Here is a 19,895-nt window from a genome sequence, read left to right on the forward strand (position 1 = left end):
CATCGTCGATCAGCAGGCCGATGCACAGCGACAGCGCCATCATCGTCATGAAGTTGAGCGTGAAGCCGAAGGCGTAGACGGCGATGAAGCTCGAGATCACCGCGATCGGCAGCGTCAGCCCGGTGATCACCGTGCTGCGCCAGCTGTGCAGGAACAGGAAGACGATCGCGATCGTCAGCAGCGCGCCCTCGATCAGCGTGCGCTTCACGCCCGAGAGGGAGTCGCGCACCCAGTCGCTGTCGGCATAGACCAGCTTCAGCTCGACGCCCGGCGGCATGGCCTTGCGCAGTTCGGCGGCGGCTTCCTTGATGCCCTCGCCGGCCTCGACGATGTTGGCGTCCTGCTGCTTGAAGACGTTGAAGTTGATCGCCGGCACGCCGTCGACGCGGGCGATCGAGACCGGCTCCTGTTCGCGCTCGACCAGCTGGCCGAGGTCGGCCAGCCGCACCACGGTGCCGCCCTTCGCGCGGATCACGAGGTCGGCAAAGGCCTTGGCGTCACGCACCTTGCCCTCGACGCGGACCACCGCCTCGGTGCTGGCGCCCTTGAGGATGCCGACCGGCACGTCGGTGTTGGCGCGCTTCATCGCCGCGGCCACGTCGGCCGGCGTCAGGCCGTGGGCGCGCAGCCGCTGCGGGTCGAGGTCGACGCGCACCTGCCGCACCGTCAGGCCGCCGACGTCGACGCGGGCCACACCGCCGACGCGCTCGAGGCGCTTGCGCACCACCTGGTCGGCCAGCAGCGACAGCTCGCGCGCGCTGCGGTCGGGGCCGATCAGCGACAGGAAGACGATGGGCTGGGCGTTGTCGCCGTCGAAGCGCGAGATGAAGGGCGGCTTCACGTCCTCGGGAAAGCCGGCCTGCAGCACCGAGACCTTGTCGCGCACGTCCTGCACGGCGCGCGCCATGTCGGCGTCCAGGCTGAACTCGACGACCGTCTCGCTGCGGCCTTCCAGGCTGTTCGAGCGGATCATCTTGACGCCGGCGATGCCGTTGAGCGCCAGCTCGACCGGCTTGGTGACCTCGACCTCGACCGCCTCGGGCGAGGCGCCGGGGTAGGCGACGCTGACGAAGACGATCGGCGGCGAGATGTCCGGCAGCCGCTCGACGCGCAGCTGGGCGTAGGAGAACAGGCCCAGCACGCACAGCGCGATCATCATCATCGCGGCGAAGACCGGGTTGTTGATCGAGACGCGGGTGATCCACATGGTGTGTCTCCCTCGTCCTCAGGACTTGCTGTCCGCCGGCCGGCTGGCGGTCGACGGCGTCGCGGGCACACCGTCGCCGACGCGGGCCTGCGCGCCTTCCTTCAGGTTGTCGAAGCGCATCACGAGCACCTGCGCGTCGGGCGTCAGGCCCTTCAGCACCTCGACGCGGCCGCTGGCCGCGTCCTTGCGGCCGGTGATGACGATGCGCCGGACCAGCGCGCCGTTCTCGATCGTCCACACCTGGTCCTGGCCCGAGGCCTGGCTCAGCGCCGTGGCCGGCACCGTCAGCCGGGGCGTCGGGTCGTCCAGCTGCACCAGCGCCTGGCCGTACTGGCCGGCGCGCAGGCGCTCGTCGGCATTGGCGATGCTCACGACGACGCCGATGGCGCGCGTGCCGGCCTCGGCCATCGGCGCGATCCGGTCGATGCGGCCCTGCACCGGCTCGGCACGCCCCTCCACCGTGACCTGCACCGGCTGGCCGACCTGCAGCAGCGAGATCTCGTGCGTCGCGACGGTCCCGGCCAGCTCGAGCGTGCCGAGGTCGACCACGGTGAAGATCGGCTGCTCGGCGCTGAGCTTCTCGCCGGGCACGACGTGGCGCTTGCCGACGATGCCGGAGATCGGGGCCACCAGCGCCGCCTCGCGCACGCCGATGCGGGTGCTGCTGAGCTGCGCCTCGGCCGAGCGCAGCTGGGCGCGCGCAGCGTCCAGCTTGGCGCGCGAGGACTGCAGGACGATGGGCGAGATGAAGTTCTGCTCGGCCAGCCGCTGGTTGGAGTTGTGCAGCCGCTGCGCCTCGGCCAGCATCGCCTGGGCCGACTCGACGCTGGCGGCGCGGTCGTCGACGCGGCTGTTCAGGTCGGCCAGGTCGATCCGTCCCAGCGGCTGCCCGGCCTTGACGCGCCGGCCTTCGGCGGTCTCGAGCGACAGCAGCGTGCCGGCCGCCTTGGCCTTGACGACCGCGGTGCGCGGCGCGACCAGCGGCCCCGAGAACTCGACACGCTGCGGCATCGGCGCCAGCAGCGGCCGCGTCACCTCGGTGGCGCCGAACTGCAGCGGCGGCGGGGTCTTGTCGGTCTCGGCCTTGCGGCCCTTGGGCCAGGTCGCCAGGGCAGCGCCGGCCGCGGCCAGCACCAGCACCGAGACTCCGACCCACAGGCGCCGTCTCGTGAACAGGCCGGGGGTGGCATCAGGGGTGTGTTTCGTCATGGGGCGCGAGTCTAGGTCCGCGCCGGCCCCCCGACCGTCCCTCGTGCGACGAACTGCAAGTCCCGGTGGCCGACCTGCCGTCCGGGCCGACCGGCCGACGGAACCCGGCCGCGACGGACGGATCAGGCGTGGCCCAGCACCGGATGCGGCTCGTAGCCCTCGCCCAGGGCCTTCAGCTCGTCGGCGCTCAGGCGCAGTTCGACGGCTGCCGCCGCGTCGTCCAGCTGCGGCAGCTTGCTGGCACCGACGATCGGCGCCGTGACGGCCGGCTGGTGCAGCAGCCAGGCATAGGCCAGCGTCGCCGGGCTGACGCCCTTGTCGGCGGCCATGGCCTTGAGCCGGTCGGCCGTCGCGAAGTCGCTGGCGCGGTAGTAGTAGTTCTGGGCCAGGTCGTCGGTCTGCGCCCTGGACGTGGCACCGGCGCTCTTGTCGGCGGCCGTGCGGTTGCCCGCCAGGAAGCCGCGTGCCAGCGGGCTCCAGGGCAGCACCGCGACGCCCTGGTCGCGGCACAGCGGCAGCATCTCGCGCTCTTCCTCGCGGTAGGCCAGGTTGTAGTGGTTCTGCATGCTGGAAAACGGGGTCCAGCCGTGCCGGCGCGCCGCGTCCTGCATCTTCGCGAACTGCCAGGCCCACATCGAGCTGGCGCCCAGGTGGCGCACCTTGCCGGCCTTGACGACCTCGTGCAGCGCCTCCATCGTCTCCTCGACCGGCACCTGCGGGTCGAATCGGTGGATCTGGTAGAGGTCGATGTAGTCGGTGCCCAGGCGCCGCAGCGAGTCGTCGACCGCGTGGAAGATGCGCTTGCGGCCCAGGCCCTGGGTGTTGGGGCCGGGCCTGGCGGTCTTCGGGTCCATCACGACCGGGAAGAAGAGCTTGGTCGCGATCACGACCTCCTCGCGCCGGCAGAACTCGCGCACGAAGCGCCCGCTCAGGACTTCGCTCTCGCCGGCCGAGTACATGTCGGCGGTGTCGAAGAAGTTGACCCCCAGCTCGACGGCGCGCTTCACGAGCGGCCGGCTGGCATCTTCGTCGAGCACCCACGGCCGCCACTTCGGCGTGCCGTAGGTCATCATGCCCAGCGCGATGCGCGAAACGACGAGGCCGGTGCGGCCGAGGCGGGTGGTTTGCATGGGAGTCCTCCGGAATCGATGCGGCCGCCGGGCGGTCCCTAGGCTGTCAATCGACAGCCCGGACCGACCTCCCTAAGCTGGAGACCGTTCACCACCCATTCTGTCGGCACCCGCGGATACCCGCAGGCATGAAGCTCCTCAAGCTGTTCGGCATTCTGGTCCTCGTCGCGGCCGTGGGCTTCGGGGCCTTCGTCGTGCTGCGGTTCGCATGGCGACACTGGACGGTGACGCTGGGAGCCCTCTATCTGCTGGGCGCGCTGGTGACCTTGGCCTGCGGCGTCTACACGGTCATCTCGGTTCGTGCCTCCGGCACCGTGCACGATCGGCTGTTCATGATGGCGGCCAAGGTCGCCGAAACCAAGGTCCAGACGCTGACCCGGCTGCGGATGCGGGCTTCCCAGGTGCTTCTCTGGTCGTGCACCCTGCTCGCCTGGCCGGCGCTGATGACCGTGGCGCTACTGCGCAGCTACCGAGCCAAGGGTGTGCTCAGCATGCAGGCTGCCGCCGGCCACAACCAGCTGGGGGTCGACGACCTCAAGGGGCAGCCGCTGTTCATGCTTCTGGCCACCCTGTTCGCGGTCTCGTCGCTGACCTGGTCCGTGCAGCCACCGCGCCATGCCCTGGCTTTCTGTGTCGTGGCGGTTGTCTATGTCTGCCTGCTGTGCCTGGCCGTGACGGTGTCGCCCGCGCCGCTGGCGCAAAGGCTGCGCCGTGGAGCGGCCAATCCCTTCGGGAGTGCCCTGCTGCTGGCCCTGTTGACCGCGGCGATCCTGGTGCTGGCCTATGCGGCCCTGCAAGCCGATGGTGCGCCCTCCTCGCCCGACCTGCTCGTCGCCGGCCGCGCCCTGTACTCGCAGTTCGAGTCGGTCGAGCAGTTCATCGGCGGCAAGCCCGTCGCGCCGCTGACGCTGGCCGAGGGCGTCTCCGGCGCTCTGCTCGCTTCTGCGGTGATTCAAGGCCTGTTGTCGCTGAAGGACTTCGAGCGCCGGGACGAGGACTACGTCGTCATCGCCCAGTTGAAGCTCTTGCTGGGGCGAGCGAACGAAGCGCTGGATGCGCTGAAGCGCGTCAAGGACCCGAGCGCGGCATCCATCTCGGCCCAGGCCGTCGCCTACCTCGGCGTGCAGCAGGAACAGCTGGCCGTCGACGCCTGGCGCAAGCGCCAGCAGATGCTGGCGACCGAGGCGCTCGAGTCCGAGACCCAGAGCATCTTCACACTGCTCCAGGGCGCAGCGATGCTGCCGCTGCCGCCGGCCGGCTTCGTGACTCTGCTGCGACGCTGGCTCACGCTCTCGCCGTCGGAGGTCTCGGTCAGCCTGCTGAGCGGCATGCTGGCGAACATGGGCCGCGTCCCGCTGGCCGAGTTGCTGCAGGTGCTCGAGGCGCCGGACCTCGTGGACCGCTACCCCGTCGCGCGACTGAACCTGCTGTTGATCGACAACCGCTTCGACGACGCGCAGGCACTCGCGACGGCACTGGCACCACGCGACGATGGATCGGAGTTCGTGCGCGCGCTGGGCGTGCTGATGGCTACCGTGATGAGCCCCACAACGACCCGTCAGGACGACCGCCAGAGGTTCGACGAGTGGTGTCGCGAGATGCTGCCTCGCCTGGTCGACATCGCCGCTCGCCTCGGCGATGCCGAGCAGTTGTCGATGGCCATCGGCCCGGTCACCGTGCTGAAGAAGCTCGCGCAGGAGATCGACCCGTCCCACGTCGAGGCGGTGCGCTACCTGATGTCCTCGGTGCTGCAGCGACTCAAGGCCACCGCCCCGGACCCCGAGGCGGTGAATGTCGCGTTCGAGTACCTGCTGGACAATCCGGCGGGCGAGCGCGCGTGACCGCCGGCCCGACGACGGGCCAGGCCGTCAGACGTGTCCCGGGATCGGCTTCACCGGCAGCGCCACGTCGCCGCACTGCGCGCGGTGGCGCAGCGCGTGGTCCATCAGCACCAGCGCCAGCAGCGCCTCGGCGATCGGCGTGGCGCGGATGCCGACGCAGGGATCGTGACGACCGAAGGTCTCGACCGTGACCGGATCGCCCTGGCGATCGATCGACTGGCGCGGCACGCGGATCGAGCTGGTCGGCTTGATCGCGATCGACACCGTGATGTCCTGTCCGGTGCTGATGCCGCCCAGCATGCCGCCGGCGTGGTTGCTGCGAAAGCCCTGGGGCGTGAGTTCGTCGCCATGCTCGGAGCCGCGTTGTGCCACGCTGCGGAAGCCCGCGCCGATCTCGATGCCCTTGACGGCGTTGAGGCCCATCATCGCGTGCGCGATGTCGGCGTCGAGCTTGTCGAACAGCGGCTCGCCCCAGCCGACCGGCACGCCGCTCGCTTCGACGACGACACGCGCGCCGACCGAATCGCCGTCCCTGCGCAGCTGGTCCATGAACTCCTCGAGCTGCCCGATCTGGCTGGCGTTGGGCGCGAAGAAGGGGTTGGCGTCGACGTGCTGCCAGCCCTCGAAGGCGATGTCGATCTCGCCCAGCGCGGCCATGCCGCCGCGGAACGCGACGCCGTGCTGCTCGCGCAGCCACTTCTTGGCCACCGCGCCGGCGCCGACCATCGGCGCGGTGAGGCGTGCCGAGCTGCGGCCGCCGCCGCGCGGGTCGCGCAGGCCGTACTTGTGCCAGTAGGTGTAGTCGGCGTGGCCGGGGCGGAAGGTGTCGAGCAGGTTGCCGTAGTCCTTGCTGCGCTGGTCGGTGTTGCGGATCAGCAGGCAGATCGGCGTGCCGGTCGTGCGACCCTCGAAGACGCCCGACAGGATCTCGACCGCATCGGGCTCGTTGCGCTGCGTGACGTGGCGGCTGGTGCCGGGCCGGCGGCGGTCGAGCTCGGGCTGGATGTCGGTTTCGCTCAGGCTCATGCCGGGCGGGCAGCCGTCGATCACGCAGCCGATCGCCGGCCCGTGGGACTCACCGAAGTTGGTGACGCGGAAAAGGTGGCCGAGGGTGGAGCCGGACATGGTGGGCGACGCGGGACGCGGGGCTGCAGACGACGCCCATTGTCGCCTGCAGCCACGGCACGGGCGAGCGCCCGCCTAGAAGCGGCAGGCCAGGCCGACGTGCGCCTGCACGCTCAGGTTGATGCTGCCCCCGCTCTGCTTCAGCTTGGACGGCATGCGCAGGCGGGTGGCGCAGTCGGTCGCCTCGATGCCCATCGACCGGAGCATGCGCTGCGGTGCCTGCGACTGGATGCTGAGCGCATGCTGGGGTCGCGGCGCGCGCGTGCCGGGGATGGTCTGCGACGGCAGTTCGACGATGCTGAAGCTGCTGGCGACCGCGGCCTTCTGCGGCCGCAGTTCTTCAGCGGCACGCACCGACCACAAGGGCACGGAGCGCGGTGCGCTCCATTGCATCGGTGCCGGCTCGACGACGCGCTCCGCGGCGTCGGGTTCGGTCGCCCGCGCCGCAGCGCAGCATGCGACCAGCGCCAGGCCGAAGCCGCAGCGCGCGAAACCCGTGGAAGCCGACAGCGTGTTCATGGCGATGCTCCTGCAGTCCATGCACGAAGCATCGGCGTTTCCGGGCCGCCGCGTCAGTCCCCGTAACACCCCGAGACAGGGCATCCCGCCCCGCGTCAACTAACGCACGCGCCGCGCCCCCCGCAAGCCCGGGGGGCGTCGCGGTCACTGCTGCTGCTGTGCCGCTTCTTCCTCGCCGACCGGCCAGTCGCGGATGTAGGCCTTGAGCATGCGGTTCTCGAAGTCCTGGCCATCGACGACGGCCTTGGCGACGTCGTAGAAGGAGATCACGCCCATCAGCGTGCGCTGCGACATCACCGGCGTGTAGCGCGCATGGCGGCCCAGCATCAGGCGGCGCAGTTCGTCGATCTCGGTCTCGGGGGTGCAGGTGAGCGGTGCGTCGTCCATCACGCTGCGCACGCGCGTGTCGCCGACCGTGCCGTCGTTGCCGACGATCGCGAGGATGACCTCGCGGAAGGTGAGGATGCCGACCAGATCGCCGTGGTCCATCACGACCAGCGAGCCGATGTCGCGCTCGGCCATCGTGCGCACGGCGTCGGCCAGGGGCTGGTCGGGCGTCACGGTGTACAGGGTGCCGCCCTTGACGCGCAGGATGTCGCTGACCTTCATCGATGCCTCCTAGACCGAACCGGCACGGCCTCCACGCCGCCGCCGTCGAATCAATATAGCCCACAATGCCCTTCCCCGACCATCGCCGAGTCCCCTCATGCCCGGTGCTTCCGACCCCGGCTTCGACACGCTGGCGCTGCATGCCGGCGCGGCCCCCGACCCGGCCACCGGCGCGCGCGCCGTGCCGCTGCACCTGTCGACGTCCTTCGTCTTCCAGAACAGCGACCACGCCGCGGCGCTGTTCAACATGGAGCGCGCCGGACACGTCTACTCGCGCATCTCGAACCCCACGAACGCGGTGCTCGAGGAGCGCGTCGCGGCGCTCGAGGGCGGTGCCGGCGCCATCGCCACCGCCAGCGGCCAGGCGGCGCTGCATCTGGCGATCGCGACGCTGGCCGGCGCCGGCTCACACATCGTGTCGAGCGCGGCGCTCTACGGCGGCTCGCACAACCTGCTGCACTACACGCTGGCGCGCTTCGGCATCGCCACCACCTTCGTCAAGCCGCACGACATCGACGGCTGGGCCCGCGCGATCCGGCCCGAGACCCGGCTGCTGTTCGGCGAGACCCTGGGCAACCCCGGCCTCGACGTGCTGGACATCCCCCGCGTCAGCGCGATCGCCCACGAGCACGGCCTGCCGCTGCTGGTCGACTCGACGCTGACCACGCCCTGGCTGATGCGGCCCTTCGACCATGGCGCCGACCTCGTCTATCACTCGGCCACCAAGTTCCTGTGCGGCCACGGCACGGTGGTCGGCGGCGTGCTGGTCGACAGCGGCGCCTTCGACTGGGAAAGCTCGGGGCGATTCCCCGAGCTGACCCAGCCCTACGCCGGCTTCCACGGCATGGTGTTCGCCGAGGAAAGCAGCGTCGGCGCCTTCCTGCTGCGGGCGCGCCGCGAGGGCCTGCGCGACTTCGGTGCCTGCATGAGCCCGCACACCGCCTGGACCATCCTGCAGGGCATCGAGACGCTGCCGCTGCGCATGGCGCGGCATGTCGAGAACACGCGCAAGGTGGTCGCCTTCCTGGCCGCGCATCCGATGGTCGACGGCGTCGGCCATCCCGAGCTGGAGACGCACCGCGACCATGCCCTGGCGCAGCGCCTGCTGCCGCGCGGCTGCGGCGCGGTGTTCAGCTTCGCGCTGAAGGGCTCGCGGGCCCAGGGCCGCGCCTTCATCGAGGCGCTGAAGATCTTCTCGCACCTGGCCAACGTCGGCGACTGCCGCTCGCTGGTGATCCACCCGGCCTCGACCACGCACTTCCGCATGGACGATGCCGCGCTGGCCCAGGCCGGCATCACGCCGGGCACGATCCGCCTGTCGATCGGGCTGGAGGATGCCGACGACCTGATCGACGACCTGTCGCGCGCGCTGAAAGTGGCGGAGAAGGCCGCATGAAGTGGCCGATCGACGGCCGCGAGGCCTATGCCTACACCGGCGGCAAGGCCTTCGATCCGGCCCTGCCCTGCGTCGTGCTGGTCCACGGCGCGATGCACGACCACAGCGTCTGGGCGCTGCAGAGCCGCTACCTCGCGCACCACGGCCGCAGCGTGCTGGCCGTCGACCTGCCGGGCCACGGCCGCAGCGCGGGGCCGGCGCTGCCCGGCGTCGAGGCGCTGGCGGACTGGCTGGTGACCCTGCTGCGCAGCGCCGGCCCGCGCCGCGTCGCGCTGGCCGGCCACAGCATGGGCTCGCTGATCGCGCTGGAGGCGGCCGCACGGCTGGCCGGCGACGCCGCGCTGCAGGTCACGCAGCTGGCGATGATCGGCACCGCCTTCCCGATGAAGGTGTCGCCGGCGCTGCTGGAGACGGCGTTGAACGCGCCGCTGAAGGCGATCGACATGGTCAATGCGTTCTCGCACTCCACGCTGGCCGCCAAGCCGGCCAATCCGGGCCCCGGCACCTGGACGCACGGCGCGAACCGCGCGCTGATGCGGCGCCTGCAGGCCAGCTACGCCGCGGCCGGTCATGGCAATCTCTTCCACCACGACTTCGGCGTCTGCGACCGCTACGCCGGCGCACTGCAGGCGGCCGAGCGCGTCGACTGCCCGGTGCGGCTGATCCTGGGTGCCAGGGACAGCATGACCGTGCCCAAGGCCGCCGCCGGCCTGGCCGAAGCCCTCGAAGCCGGGGTGACGACCGTTCCCGCCGGACATTCCCTGATGGCCGAGGCTCCCGACGACGTGTTGAATGCGTTGAAGGACTTCCTGCTCGCCGAGCGCTGAACCCCGAGGGCCGACGATGGACCGCACCCCCACCGAGGACCTGGCCGCGGTCGACCCGCGGGCCTTCCACCGCTTTGCCGACTTCTACCCCTTCTACCTGGGCGAGCACCGCAATCGCACCTGCCGGCGCCTGCACTTCGCCGGCTCGACGCTGGCGCTGGTCTGCTTCGGCATGCTGATCGCGACCGGCCGGCCGCAGTACCTGCTGTACGGCCTGCTGTGCGGCTACGGCTTCGCCTGGGTCGGGCACTTCGTCTTCGAGAAGAACAAGCCCGCTTCCTTCAAGCGCCCGCTGTACAGCTTCCTGGGCGACTGGCGGATGTACGCCGACATCTGGCGCGGCCGCATCCCGCTCTGAAGCCGCGCGCCAAGGGACCGACGCGATGCAGACGGCTGCCGGCGATCCCCGCATCGGCCACATCGAGCGGCTGGTCGACGCGATCGACCTGCCGATCGGCCGCTGGGACGTCGACCACCGGCTGATCTTCTGCAACGAGCCCTACCTGGCCTGGGCCGGCCGCACCCGCGCCGACCTGCTGGGCCGCACGCTGGCGCAGATCTACGGCGACGCCGCGTGGACCGCGGCCGAGGGCGCCTTCGCCCGCGCCTTCGGCGGGCAGACGGTGTGCTACGAGCGGCTGCTGACGCACCGCGACGGATCGCCGCGCTGGGCGCGCATCCAGGCCTTTCCGGACCGCGATCCCGCCGGCCGCGTCGACGCCATCTACACCATCGCCTTCGACATCCACGACGACGTCGTCGCTCGCCAGGCGCTGGAGGCGACGCGCCGGCGGCTCGACCGCTTCACCGAGCACATTCCCTATCCGCTGACCTACGTCGACCGCGACTTCATCGTGCGCTTCGTCAACAAGGCCTACGTCGACGCGTCCGGGATGACGGCGCCCGACGTGCTGGGGCAGCACATCGGCCAAGTGCGCGGCGCGCGCCGCTGGGAAGAGCATCGCCCCTGGTTCGAGCGCGCGCTGGCCGGCGAGGCGGCACAGTACACGCGGCTGGTCGACCTGGCAGGCATCGGCGCGCGCTGGATGCGCACCAGCTATGTCCCCGATCGCGACGAGACCGGCTGCGTGATCGGCCTCTACACCGTGACGATCGACGTGCACGAGCTGACGGTCGCGCAGCAGCAGTTGCAGCGCAGCGTCGAGCGCTGCCCGCTGACCGACGCGTACAGCCGCCGCACGATGATGGAACGCATCGAGGCCGCGCTGCCGGCCGCGCGCGATGCCCCGGTGGCGCTGTTCTTCGTCGACCTCGACGGCTTCAAGGCCGTCAACGACACGCTGGGTCACCGCGAGGGCGACCGCCTGCTGGTGGCCGCCGCCGTGGCCTTGCAGGCCGCGGTGCGGGTGGACGACGCCGTCGGCCGCATCGGCGGCGACGAGTTCCTGGTGCTGGCGCGCGTGCGCGACGAGGCGGGCGCGCACGCCCTCGCCCTGCACCTGCTCGATGCGGTGCGTCGCAGCGACGGCGGGCTGCCGGGCAGCCACCGCGTGACCGCGAGCATCGGCTATGCACTGGCCCCCGACGACGCCGAGAACGCGGCCCGCCTGGTGCAGCGCGCCGACGAGGCCATGTACGCCGCCAAGCGGCTCGGCCGCGACGGCGTGCTGCACTGCGCGGCTCGCACGGCGCCGGTCAGCGAATCACCGCGTCGAGCTTGAGGTCGCCGAAGCCGGCGTGCTGCCAGAAGGCCTGCACGGCCGGCGTGGGATCGAGCAGCACCGCGGCCAGCAGCGGCTGGGCCGGCGTGCCGGCCGGATCGGCCAGCAGCACGTAGCGGCGTTCGCCCTCCTCGTCCAGGCGCCCGACCCAGTCGATGCCGACCAGGACTTCGAGCAGCGCCTCGACCTGCAGCGGATCGGCGCGCAGCGCGACGGCGAGCGCCGGCGCCGCGAGGCCGTGCGTCGCGAGCGCGCGCGCCTGCGCCAGCTCGCGCAGCAGCTGCACCGCCAGCGCGAAACGCTGGCCCGGCGTGTTGGGCCGGCGCACGATGTGCATCGACAGGCTGGGCGCATAGGCCGCGATCACCGCACCCAGCAGCACGATGACCCAGCCGAGGTAGATCCAGACCAGGAAGATCGGCAAGGTCGCGAAGGCGCCGTAGACGGTGGCATAGGTCGGCACCTGTTCCAGGTACCAGGCCAGGCCCTTCTTGGCCAGCTCGAAGCCCGCCGCGACGAACACGCCGCCGGACAGCGCGTGGCGCCAGCGCACGTCGGTGTTAGGCACGTAGTGGAACAGGCCCGCCATCGCGCCGGCCAGCAGCACGAACTGCAGGCCGTCGAGCAGCAGGCCCAGGCCGCCCGGCATCGCGCCGACCAGGCCGCGCGACGCCGAGATCGCGTACGAGGTCAGCGTCAGGCTCACGCCCAGCAGCAGCGGGCCCAGCGTCGCTGCCGCCCAGTAGACCAGCACGCGCTGAGCGATCGGCCGCGGCTTGCGCACGCGCCAGATGGCGTTGAGCGTGCGGTCGATGGTCAGCATCAGGGCGAGCGCGGTCAGGCCCAGGATCAGCAGGCCGGCGGCGCCCAGGCGGTTGGCCTTGCCGGCGAACTGCTGCAGCGCGGTCAGCACCGGGCGCGCGATGGCCTCGGGCACCAGGCTCTGGATGAAGTACTTCTCGAGCGCGCCCTGGAACTGGCTGAACATCGGGAAGGCGCTGAAGATCGCGAGCGTCACCGTCGCCAGCGGCACCAGCGCGATCATCGTCGTGAAGCTCAGGCTGCTGGCGGTGACGCCGAGCCGGTCCTCGCGGAAGCGCTGTCGCAGCGTGCGCAGCGTGTCGAGCCAGGGCCAGGTCTGCAGCGTCTGCACCAGCAAGGCCAGTCGCTCGCGCCAGCCGGGCCGGAGGGCATCCTGAACGGTCATGCTGGCTATGATGCCAGCCATGTCCAGCCCTCCCGTCGTCGACGCGACGCGTACGCTCGCGGTCGGCAGCCTGCTGGCGCTGATCGTGCTGGGCCTGCTGTGGGAACTGCGGCTCGCGCCCACCGGCAGCGGCATGCTGGCGCTCAAGGTGCTGCCGCTCGCGGTGCCGCTGGCCGGCCTGCTGAAGCGGCGGCTCTACACCTACCGCTGGGTCAGCCTGCTGGTGTGGTTGTACTTCACCGAGGGCGTGGTGCGCGCCTTCGGCGACGGTGGGCTGAGCGCGAAGCTGGCGATGATCGAAATCGCGCTGTGCCTGCTGCTGTTCGGCGCCTGTGCACTGCACGTGCGCGCACGGCTCAAGGCCGCGGCGCCGGCCGGTTCATGAGTGCGCTGCTGGAAGCCCTGCGCGCCGCCGTCGGTGCGCCCCAGGTGCTGACCGAGGGTGACCTGTCGGCCTGGGAACTGGACTGGCGCCAGCGCTATCGCGGCAAGGCGCTCGCGGTGGTGCGCCCCGGCAGCACGGCCGAGGTCGCTGCCGTGGTGAAAGCCTGCGCAGCGCACGCGGCGTCGCTGGTTCCGCAGGGCGGCAACACCGGCCTCGTCGGCGCGTCGGTGCCCGACGCGAGCGGCACGCAGGTGCTGCTGAGTCTGGCGCGGCTGAACCGCGTGCGCGCCATCGACGCGGCCAATCTGACGATGACCGTCGAGGCCGGCTGCGTGCTGCAGGCGGTGCAGGACACCGCCGATGCCGCGGGCCTGCTGTTCCCGCTCAGCCTGGCCGCCGAGGGCAGCTGCACGATCGGCGGCAATCTCGCGACCAATGCCGGCGGCACGCAGGTCCTGCGCTACGGCAATGCCCGCGACCTGTGCCTGGGGCTCGAGGTCGTCACGGCCACCGGCGCCGTCTGGGACGGCCTCTCCGGCCTGCGCAAGGACAACACCGGCTACGACCTGCGCGACCTCTACATCGGCAGCGAAGGCACGCTGGGCGTGATCACCGCCGCGACGCTGAAGCTCCATCCGCGACCGGCCGCGAGCGGCACCGCGCTGGCAGCCTGCGCCACGATCGACGATGCGGTCGCGCTGCTGGGGCTGGCGCAAGCCAGGCTGGGCGCCGGGCTGACCGGCTTCGAGCTGATGGGGCGCTTTGCGCTGTCGCTGGTCGAGAAGCACTTCCCGACGCTGCCGCGGCCGCTGGCGCCCAGCCCCTGGACCGTGCTGCTGGAGCACAGCGACACCGAGAGCGAGGCCCATGCACGCACCGCCTTCGAAGGCCTGCTGGAGGCCGCGCTCGAGGCCGGCTGCATCGGCGATGCGGCCGTGGCCGAGAGCGTCCAGCAGTCGCGCCAGCTCTGGCACCTGCGCGAGAGCATCCCGCTGGCCCAGGCCGAGGAAGGCCTGAACATCAAGCACGACATCGCGCTGCCGGTGTCGCGCATCCCGGCCTTCGTCGCCCATACCGACGCGCTGCTGGCGCAGCGCTTCCGCGGCGTGCGGCTGGTGAACTTCGGCCATCTGGGCGACGGCAACCTGCACTACAACGTGCAGGCCCCCGACGGCGTCGCCGCGGCCGACTTCCTGCGCGAGCACGAGGCGGCCGTCAACGAGAGCGTCTACGACGCGGTCCTGGCGCACGGCGGCTCGATCTCGGCCGAGCACGGCATCGGCGCCCTCAAGCGCGAGCAGCTGCCGCGCTACAAGTCGCCGGTGGCGCTGGATCTGATGCGGGCCATCAAGCAGGCGCTGGACCCGCAGGGACGGATGAACCCCGGACGGCTGCTGTGAGCCGCGCCGCCGCGCGCGATCAGTGCAGCTTGCCGCGCCCGCCGGTGCCGCCCTTGGCCGCGGGCCGCGGCGCGGGCGGGGCGCCGGCCAGCAGCGCCTTGCCCTCGATGCCGGCAAACAGCTTGGCGGCGCGGATCTTGATCTCCAGCAACTCGCCGGCGCTGACCGAGTAGTTGCCGCTGAAGATGTCGACCTCGACGCGGAACTCGACGTCCTTGCCGTCGTTGGACAGCACGCCGCAGGTGAACTCGTAGTCCTCGCGGTCGGCCGGCAGGCCGCTGGCCTCGACGTCGTAGTCGGCGTACTTCAGGCTGCGGATCTCGCCGCTGGCCAGGTCGAGCAGCCCGGTCGAGGTGATGACGGACTCGTCGAGCTCGTCGTGGATGGTGATCGGTACTTTGAGGTCCATGGGGTCACTGCAAGGGGCCCTTGAGGGCCTTGGGCACGGGCATCGAATGCACCTCGATGCCCTCGTCGCGCAGCGACTGGGCCTCCGAGGCGCTGGCCTGGCCGCGGATGCCGCGTTCGGGCGTCTCGCCGTAGTGGATGCGCCGCGCCTCGACGGCAAAGCGGTCGCCGACGTCCTCGGTCTGGGCCATCACGTGGCGCACCGCGCGCAGCCACAGGGCCTCGACGCTCTGCTGCTCGGGCGTGGCGACCTGGGACGACGCCGGCAGCTCGCGGCGCTCGGCCGACACCGGCGACAGGTGCAGGCGCGGCGCGCTGGGCAGCCGGCTGACCACGCTGCTGGCACACAGCGGGCACTCGACCAGGCCGCGCTCGCACTGCGAGCGGTAGTCCTCGTCGGAGCCGAACCAGCCCTCGAAGGCGTGGTCGTGCTCGCAGCGCAGGTTCAGGACCTTCATGGCGCGATGATGCGTCAAGCGGCCGGGTTCGGGCTAGCCTGCCAGTGCAAATCCCAACGGCCGGCGCGCCAATGCGTGAGCCACAGCATGCCGATCAGGGTCTTGGCGTCGGTCAGCTCCCCGCGCGCGGCCTGGGCTTCCAGGTCCTCCAGCGTGGCGATCTCGACGTCCAGGAACTCCCCGGCGTCCAGGTGGCGCTCGCCGGCGACCAGGCCGCGGGCGAACCAGACCTCGATGCCCTCGGTCGAGTACGCGATCGCGTTGTGCAGGATGCCGGCACGGGCCCATTCGGTGGCCCGGTAGCCGGTCTCCTCGGCCAGCTCGCGGATCGCGCAGGTGATGACCGGCTCGCCGGCGTCGAGCTTGCCGGCCGGGAATTCGACGAAGGCGCGGCCGACCGGGTAGCGGTACTGGCGCTCGACCACCAGCCGCCCGTCGTCGAGCAGCGGCACGATCATCACCGCGCCCGGGTGGACGACGTACTCGCGCTCGGCCTGGCCGCCATCGGGCAGGCGCACCGTGTCCAGGCGCACGTCGAGGAAGCGACCGCGGAAGACCTGGCGGCTGTCGACCTGCGTCTCGCGCAGGTGGGCGGGCGCGTTCGCGTCCTCGTGCCGCTGCATCGCGAGCGGCCCGCTCAGCTGGCCAGCGCCAGGCGCACCGCGTCGGCGCACCAGCCCATCAGCCCGCCCGGCAACAGGCCGAACAACAGCACCGCCGCGCCGTTGGCGGCCAGCAGCGCCCGCACGCCGCCGCCGGTCGGCAGCAGCGGCGCGGCGGCCTCGGCATCGTCGAAGTACATCGCCTTGACGACGCGCAGGTAGTAGAACGCGCCGATCAGCGACAGCAGCACCGCCACCACCGCCAGCACGATGTAGCCGGTCAGGTTGGTCGAGACCAGCGCCTGCAGCACCGCGAGCTTGGCATAGAAGCCGACCGTCGGCGGGATGCCCGCCAGCGAGAACATGCACACGCCCATGATCGCGGCCAGCAGCGGGCTGCGCTGGTTCAGGCCCTTCAGGTCGGCGATCTGGTCGGCCTCGAAGCCCTGGCGTGCCATCAGCATGATCACGCCGAAGGTGCACAGCGTGGTCAGCACGTAGGTCACCAGGTAGAACATCGACGAGCTGTAGCCGTTGGCCGCCGAGAAGGTGTTGCCGGAGATCTTGCTGACCGTGAAGCCCAGCAGCATGAAGCCGAGCTGCGCGATGGCGGAATAGGCCAGCATGCGCTTGAGGTTGGTCTGCGCGATCGCGGCCAGGTTGCCGATCACCATCGAGCCCACCGACAGCACGATCAGCATCTGCTGCCAGTCGCCGGCCAGCTCGATCATGCCCTCGACCAGCAGGCGGAAGGTGATCGCGAAGGCCGCCAGCTTGGGCGCGCCGGCGACCATCAGCGTCACCGCGGTCGGGGCGCCGTGGTAGACGTCGGGCACCCACATGTGGAAGGGCACGAGACCGAGCTTGAAGCCCAGGCCGGCGACGACGAAGACCAGGCCGAACACCAGCACCTGCTTGTTGATCTGACCGACGGCGATGGCCCGGTAGACCTCGCCGTGGTCGAGCGAGCCGGTGGCGCCGTACATCATCGACAGGCCGTACAGCAGGAAGCCGCTGGCCAGCGCACCGAGGACGAAGTACTTCATCGCCGCCTCGGTCGACACCGCATGGTCGCGGCGCAGCGCGATCATCGCGTACAGGCTCAGCGACATCAGCTCCAGGCCGAGGTAGACGACCAGGAAGTTGTTGGCCGCGATCATCACCAGGATGCCCAGCAGCGCGAACAGCGACAGCGTGAACAGCTCGCCCTTCAGCAGCTCGCGATCGGCCGCGTACGGGCGGCCGTAGACCAGCGACACGAGCACGGCGACGCAGGCGAAGAAGCCGAGCAGGTGGCCCATCGGATCGGCCACGACCATGCCCTGCATCGCGACCAGCGTGAAGCCGCCGTCGAAGTAGGCCAGGTGCAGGCCGCCGACCGCCACCAGGGTCGCGGCCGTCAGGCCCCAGGTCAGCGAGCGCTTCGGCGTGGTGTCGTAGAGGTCGACCAGCGCGATCACGCAGGCCATCGCCAGCAGCAGGATCTCGGGATAGACGGCGAGCCAGTTCATGTCGTTCATGGGGTGGCCTGGCGTTCAGTTCAGCTTGGACTGGGCCACGTGCTTGAGCAGCTCGGTCACCGAGACCTGCATCACGTCGGTGAAGGGCTTGGGATGGATGCCCATCCACAGCACGGCGATGGCCAGCACGGCCAGCATGAAGAACTCGCGCCGACCGATGTCGACGAGCGCGCGCACGTCGTCGTTGGCGATCGCGCCGAAGTAGACGCGCTTGACCATCCACAGCGTGTAGGCGGCACCGAACACCAGCGTCGTTGCGGCCAGCAGGCCGAGCCAGAAGTTGAACTTGACGACGCCGAGGATGACCATCCACTCGCCGACGAAGCCGGCCGTGCCCGGCAGGCCGCAGTTGGCCATCGCGAACAGCAGCGCGAAGGCGGCGAACTTCGGCATCGTGTTGACGACGCCGCCGTAGGCCGAGATCTCGCGCGAGTGCACCCGGTCGTACAGCACGCCGATGCACAGGAACATCGCGCCCGAGACGAAGCCGTGGCTGATCATCTGCACGATGCCGCCGGCCACGCCGAGCTCGTTGAAGACGAAGAAGCCGAGCGTGACGAAGCCCATGTGCGCCACCGAGGAGTAGGCGACCAGCTTCTTCATGTCGTTCTGCACCAGCGCCACCAGGCCGATGTAGAGCACCGCGACGAGCGACAGCGTGATCATCAGCCCCGCCCAGGCATGGCTGGCGTCCGGCACGATGGGCATCGAGAAGCGCAGGAAGCCGTAGGCGCCGAGCTTCAGCATGATGGCCGCCAGCACGACCGAGCCGCCGGTCGGCGCCTCGACGTGGGCGTCGGGCAGCCAGGTGTGGACCGGCCACATCGGCACCTTGACCGCGAAGGCTGCCAGGAAGGCGAAGAACAGCAGCGTCTGCGCCGTCATCGGCAGCGGCAGCATGTGCCACTCGAGGATCTCGAAGCTGCCACCCGACTTGTAGTACAGGTAGATCAGCGCCACCAGCATCAGCAGGGAGCCGAGCAGCGTGTACAGGAAGAACTTGAAGGCCGCGTAGACGCGCCGAGGACCGCCCCAGATGCCGATGATGATGTACATCGGGATCAGCGTGGCCTCGAAGAACACGTAGAACAGCAAGCCGTCGAGCGCGCTGAACACGCCGACCATCAGGCCCGACAGGATCAGGAAGGCGCCCATGTACTGGTGCACCCGCTCGGTGATGACCTCCCAGGCCGAGATCACGACGATGATCGTGATGAAGGCGGTGAGCAGCACGAACCAGACCGACAGGCCATCGACGCCCAGGTGATAGCGCACGTTGAAGCGCGCGATCCAGGCGAGGTCCTCGCTGAACTGCATCGCGGCCGTGGTCGTGTCGAAGCCGGCGATCAGCGGCAGCGTGACGACGAAGCCCAGCACGGCAGCGATCAGCGCGACCCAGCGCACGACGCCCGCGTGCTCGTCGCGGCCGACGGCGAGCAGCAGGACGCCGAAGGCGATCGGCAACCAGATGGCGGCGGAGAGCAGACCCATGTCAGCGCGTCTCCGTCACTTGGCCAGCCACACGAACCAGGTCATCAGCGCGAACACGCCGATGATCATGACCAGTGCGTAGTGGTAGATGTAGCCCGACTGGAACAGACGGGTGAACTGGGCGATGCCGCCGACCACCTTGGCCGAGCCGTCGATCAGCACGCCGTCGATCACGGCCACGTCGCCGCCCTTCCACAGGCCGCGCCCCAGGCCTCGTGCCGCCGGGGCGAGCAGGTTCTCGTTGATCCAGTCCATGTAGTACTTGTTGTCGAGCAGGCGATAGACGAAGCCGAAGCGTGCACGGATCGCCGCCGGGATGTCGGGACGCTTCATGTAGAAGAACCAGGCCGTGACGACGCCGGCCAGCGCCAGCCAGAACGGCAGCGTGATCAGGCCGTGCAAGGCCATCGCGGCGGCACCGTGGAAGTGCGAGGCCAGCTCCGCCATCGCCGGGTGGCGCGCCGCGTCGACGAAGATCGCATCCTTGAAGAAGCCGCCGAACAGCATCGGCTGGATCGTCAGGAAGCCGATCACCACCGACGGCGCGGCCAGCAGCAGCAGCGGCGCGGTGACGACCCAGGGTGACTCGTGCGGCTCGTGGTGCGCCGCGCCGTGATCGTCGTGGTCGTCGTCGTGGGGGTCGTGCTCGCCCGGGAAGGGCTTGTCGTGGAAGCGCTCCTTGCCGTGGAAGACCAGGAAGTACATGCGGAACGAATAGAAGGCCGTCACGAAGACGCCGGCCGCCACCGCGAAGTAGGCGAAGCCCGAGCCCCACAGCGGGCTCGCGTGCACCGCCTCGATGATGGAGTCCTTGCTGTAGAAGCCGGCGAACAGCGGCGTGCCGATCAGCGCCAGCGAGCCCAGCAGCGAGGTGATCCA

General features: G+C 70.5%; 19 protein-coding genes and 1 pseudogene. 7 read left to right on the plus strand and 13 right to left on the minus strand.

From position 1 onward, the window contains the following. The 3 genes from QZV97_RS17005 to QZV97_RS17015 form a co-directional block, all read right to left on the minus strand. Positions 1-1,207, minus strand: a 1,207-nt coding sequence (locus QZV97_RS17005; RefSeq protein WP_295645227.1) for an efflux RND transporter permease subunit, incomplete at its 3' end; no start/stop codon positions are given. Between the two features lie 18 nt (positions 1,208-1,225). Beyond that, positions 1,226-2,416, minus strand: a complete 1,191-nt coding sequence (locus tag QZV97_RS17010; protein ID WP_295645230.1) for an efflux RND transporter periplasmic adaptor subunit — start codon at positions 2,414-2,416, stop codon at positions 1,226-1,228. 122 nt (positions 2,417-2,538) lie between these two features. Further along, the gene (locus QZV97_RS17015) at positions 2,539-3,546 is read right to left on the minus strand and encodes an aldo/keto reductase (RefSeq protein WP_295645233.1); all 1,008 of its coding nucleotides are present in this window, start codon (positions 3,544-3,546) and stop codon (positions 2,539-2,541) included. A 128-nt stretch (positions 3,547-3,674) separates the two neighbouring features. Here QZV97_RS17015 and QZV97_RS17020 point away from each other — a divergent pair, with 128 nt between their 5' ends. Beyond that, positions 3,675-5,387, plus strand: coding sequence for a hypothetical protein (locus tag QZV97_RS17020; RefSeq protein ID WP_295645236.1), 1,713 nt, complete (start codon positions 3,675-3,677; stop codon positions 5,385-5,387). Positions 5,388-5,414: 27 nt separating this feature from the next. Here the strand turns inward: QZV97_RS17020 and aroC are convergent, their stop codons facing one another. The 3 genes from aroC to QZV97_RS17035 all read right to left on the minus strand — a co-directional run bounded on the left by aroC (position 5,415) and on the right by QZV97_RS17035 (position 7,640). Next, a complete protein-coding gene (aroC, locus tag QZV97_RS17025) occupies positions 5,415-6,512 on the minus strand; it encodes a chorismate synthase (protein WP_295645239.1) in 1,098 nt (365 codons plus the stop codon). 75 nt (positions 6,513-6,587) lie between these two features. Beyond that, complete coding sequence (locus tag QZV97_RS17030; protein WP_295645241.1) at positions 6,588-7,031, minus strand: hypothetical protein; 444 nt, start codon at positions 7,029-7,031, stop codon at positions 6,588-6,590. 144 nt (positions 7,032-7,175) lie between these two features. After that, complete coding sequence (locus QZV97_RS17035) at positions 7,176-7,640, minus strand: CBS domain-containing protein (protein ID WP_295645243.1); 465 nt, start codon at positions 7,638-7,640, stop codon at positions 7,176-7,178. Between the two features lie 97 nt (positions 7,641-7,737). Between QZV97_RS17035 and QZV97_RS17040 the strand changes: the two genes are divergently transcribed. From QZV97_RS17040 to QZV97_RS17055, 4 genes are read left to right on the plus strand one after another with little or no spacing between them, the layout of a single operon-like run. After that, positions 7,738-9,036 carry an O-acetylhomoserine aminocarboxypropyltransferase gene (locus tag QZV97_RS17040; RefSeq protein WP_295645246.1) on the plus strand — a complete coding sequence of 433 codons (1,299 nt, stop codon included), beginning with the start codon at positions 7,738-7,740 and terminating at the stop codon, positions 9,034-9,036. Beyond that, positions 9,033-9,863 (plus strand): alpha/beta hydrolase, encoded by an 831-nt coding sequence (locus tag QZV97_RS17045; protein WP_295645249.1) that lies wholly within the window; start codon positions 9,033-9,035, stop codon positions 9,861-9,863. Before QZV97_RS17040 ends, QZV97_RS17045 begins: the two co-directional genes overlap by 4 nt. Positions 9,864-9,879: 16 nt before the next feature. Then, positions 9,880-10,221 carry an Mpo1-like protein gene (locus QZV97_RS17050; RefSeq protein WP_295645252.1) on the plus strand — a complete coding sequence of 114 codons (342 nt, stop codon included), beginning with the start codon at positions 9,880-9,882 and terminating at the stop codon, positions 10,219-10,221. Between the two features lie 25 nt (positions 10,222-10,246). Next, entirely contained in the window at positions 10,247-11,545 is a 1,299-nt protein-coding gene (locus QZV97_RS17055; RefSeq protein WP_295645255.1) for a diguanylate cyclase, read from the plus strand. On the opposite strand, the gene QZV97_RS17060 is transcribed toward QZV97_RS17055, so the two are convergent. Beyond that, positions 11,520-12,752, minus strand: a complete 1,233-nt coding sequence (locus QZV97_RS17060) for a YihY family inner membrane protein (protein ID WP_295645258.1) — start codon at positions 12,750-12,752, stop codon at positions 11,520-11,522. The genes QZV97_RS17055 and QZV97_RS17060 overlap by 26 nt on opposite strands. 10 nt (positions 12,753-12,762) lie before the next feature. Between QZV97_RS17060 and QZV97_RS17065 the strand changes: the two genes are divergently transcribed. After that, positions 12,763-13,137, plus strand: a complete 375-nt coding sequence (locus QZV97_RS17065; protein ID WP_295645261.1) for a DUF2069 domain-containing protein — start codon at positions 12,763-12,765, stop codon at positions 13,135-13,137. After that, entirely contained in the window at positions 13,134-14,537 is a 1,404-nt protein-coding gene (locus tag QZV97_RS17070; protein WP_295645263.1) for an FAD-binding oxidoreductase, read from the plus strand. The genes QZV97_RS17065 and QZV97_RS17070 overlap by 4 nt, the downstream gene beginning before the upstream one ends. Positions 14,538-14,556: 19 nt before the next feature. On the opposite strand, the gene QZV97_RS17075 is transcribed toward QZV97_RS17070, so the two are convergent. The 6 genes and pseudogenes from QZV97_RS17075 to QZV97_RS17100 all read right to left on the minus strand — a co-directional run. Further along, a complete protein-coding gene (locus QZV97_RS17075) occupies positions 14,557-14,946 on the minus strand; it encodes a hypothetical protein (protein WP_295645266.1) in 390 nt (129 codons plus the stop codon). A gap of 4 nt (positions 14,947-14,950) precedes the next feature. After that, positions 14,951-15,403 carry a DUF1178 family protein gene (locus QZV97_RS17080; RefSeq protein WP_295645269.1) on the minus strand — a complete coding sequence of 151 codons (453 nt, stop codon included), beginning with the start codon at positions 15,401-15,403 and terminating at the stop codon, positions 14,951-14,953. Positions 15,404-15,417: 14 nt separating this feature from the next. Then, a complete protein-coding gene (locus QZV97_RS17085) occupies positions 15,418-16,026 on the minus strand; it encodes an NUDIX hydrolase (RefSeq protein WP_295645272.1) in 609 nt (202 codons plus the stop codon). Positions 16,027-16,040: 14 nt separating this feature from the next. Continuing rightward, positions 16,041-17,525 carry an NADH-quinone oxidoreductase subunit NuoN gene (nuoN, locus tag QZV97_RS17090; protein ID WP_295645276.1) on the minus strand — a complete coding sequence of 495 codons (1,485 nt, stop codon included), beginning with the start codon at positions 17,523-17,525 and terminating at the stop codon, positions 16,041-16,043. 15 nt (positions 17,526-17,540) lie between these two features. After that, positions 17,541-19,016 (minus strand): NADH-quinone oxidoreductase subunit M, encoded by a 1,476-nt coding sequence (locus QZV97_RS17095; RefSeq protein WP_295645279.1) that lies wholly within the window; start codon positions 19,014-19,016, stop codon positions 17,541-17,543. A gap of 15 nt (positions 19,017-19,031) precedes the next feature. Then, positions 19,032-19,895, minus strand: a pseudogene (locus QZV97_RS17100) (NADH-quinone oxidoreductase subunit L); the annotation flags it as partial.

Source organism: uncultured Methylibium sp. (genome assembly GCF_902826655.1).
GTDB lineage: Bacteria > Pseudomonadota > Gammaproteobacteria > Burkholderiales > Burkholderiaceae_C > Methylibium.

Coding starts and splice junctions, on each gene's coding strand:
- QZV97_RS17020 (WP_295645236.1), top strand. CDS start 3,675: ATGAAGCTCCTCAAGCTGTTCGGCATTCTGGTCCTCGTCGCGGCCGTG.
- QZV97_RS17065 (WP_295645261.1), top strand. CDS start 12,763: ATGCCAGCCATGTCCAGCCCTCCCGTCGTCGACGCGACGCGTACGCTC.
- QZV97_RS17040 (WP_295645246.1), top strand. CDS start 7,738: ATGCCCGGTGCTTCCGACCCCGGCTTCGACACGCTGGCGCTGCATGCC.
- QZV97_RS17050 (WP_295645252.1), top strand. CDS start 9,880: ATGGACCGCACCCCCACCGAGGACCTGGCCGCGGTCGACCCGCGGGCC.
- QZV97_RS17070 (WP_295645263.1), top strand. CDS start 13,134: ATGAGTGCGCTGCTGGAAGCCCTGCGCGCCGCCGTCGGTGCGCCCCAG.
- QZV97_RS17010 (WP_295645230.1), bottom strand. CDS start 2,416: ATGACGAAACACACCCCTGATGCCACCCCCGGCCTGTTCACGAGACGG.
- QZV97_RS17035 (WP_295645243.1), bottom strand. CDS start 7,640: ATGAAGGTCAGCGACATCCTGCGCGTCAAGGGCGGCACCCTGTACACC.
- QZV97_RS17015 (WP_295645233.1), bottom strand. CDS start 3,546: ATGCAAACCACCCGCCTCGGCCGCACCGGCCTCGTCGTTTCGCGCATC.
- QZV97_RS17085 (WP_295645272.1), bottom strand. CDS start 16,026: ATGCAGCGGCACGAGGACGCGAACGCGCCCGCCCACCTGCGCGAGACG.
- QZV97_RS17060 (WP_295645258.1), bottom strand. CDS start 12,752: ATGACCGTTCAGGATGCCCTCCGGCCCGGCTGGCGCGAGCGACTGGCC.
- QZV97_RS17075 (WP_295645266.1), bottom strand. CDS start 14,946: ATGGACCTCAAAGTACCGATCACCATCCACGACGAGCTCGACGAGTCC.
- QZV97_RS17095 (WP_295645279.1), bottom strand. CDS start 19,016: ATGGGTCTGCTCTCCGCCGCCATCTGGTTGCCGATCGCCTTCGGCGTC.
- QZV97_RS17055 (WP_295645255.1), top strand. CDS start 10,247: ATGCAGACGGCTGCCGGCGATCCCCGCATCGGCCACATCGAGCGGCTG.
- nuoN (WP_295645276.1), bottom strand. CDS start 17,525: ATGAACGACATGAACTGGCTCGCCGTCTATCCCGAGATCCTGCTGCTG.
- QZV97_RS17030 (WP_295645241.1), bottom strand. CDS start 7,031: ATGAACACGCTGTCGGCTTCCACGGGTTTCGCGCGCTGCGGCTTCGGC.
- aroC (WP_295645239.1), bottom strand. CDS start 6,512: ATGTCCGGCTCCACCCTCGGCCACCTTTTCCGCGTCACCAACTTCGGT.
- QZV97_RS17045 (WP_295645249.1), top strand. CDS start 9,033: ATGAAGTGGCCGATCGACGGCCGCGAGGCCTATGCCTACACCGGCGGC.
- QZV97_RS17080 (WP_295645269.1), bottom strand. CDS start 15,403: ATGAAGGTCCTGAACCTGCGCTGCGAGCACGACCACGCCTTCGAGGGC.